Annotated in this window: 1 protein-coding gene; it reads left to right on the forward strand. The window is 41.1% G+C overall.

Annotated elements, in window-relative coordinates; genetic code table 11:
* Positions 1-10: 10 nt before the first annotated feature.
* Positions 11-637, forward strand: a 627-nt coding sequence (locus tag K3G25_RS20595; protein WP_232489509.1) for a condensation domain-containing protein, incomplete at its 3' end; no start/stop codon positions are given.

Here is a 637-nt window from a genome sequence, read left to right on the forward strand (position 1 = left end):
AAGTTTTGTAATGACCGAAGAAGGAGCATATCAAGTCATTGCAGACGAGGTATTCTACCAAGTGGAATATGAAGAGACCGACAGCTACAGTGACGCTGACATGGAACAATTTGTACGCCCGTTTGACATCGGAAAAGCACCACTTATGCGTTTTAAAGTAGTCAAAGAAAGAAATCGGAACAACTATATTTTACTATTCGATATGCACCATATTATTTCCGATCATCAGACGCTAAATCTATTAATCGAAGATTTCTCACGATTGTATAACGGTGAAGAATTACAACCACTTGAAATCCAATACAAGGATTATAGTGAATGGATGCGTGGCAGAAACCTGGAGAGTCAGAGAAACTATTGGAAAGAAGTATTTAAAGAAGAGGCACCGGTTTTGGACTTGGTGACGGACTATCCCCGTCCCAAAATCCAAAGTTACAAAGGAGCCCAAGTGTCGGTTCAGCTTAGCCAAGAGCAGAAAGCTGGCATTCAAAATATAAATAAACAACATGGAACGACAGATTACATGACCTTACTGGCTGTATTTATGATAGAACTGCATAAATACAGCAGGCAACAAGATATCGTGGTAGGAACACCCATCTCAGGCCGAGTGCATCAGGACACCGAGACAATAGCC

The organism is Bacillus sp. FCW2 (assembly GCF_021228595.1).
Classification (GTDB): domain Bacteria; phylum Bacillota; class Bacilli; order Bacillales; family Bacillaceae; genus Bacillus; species Bacillus velezensis.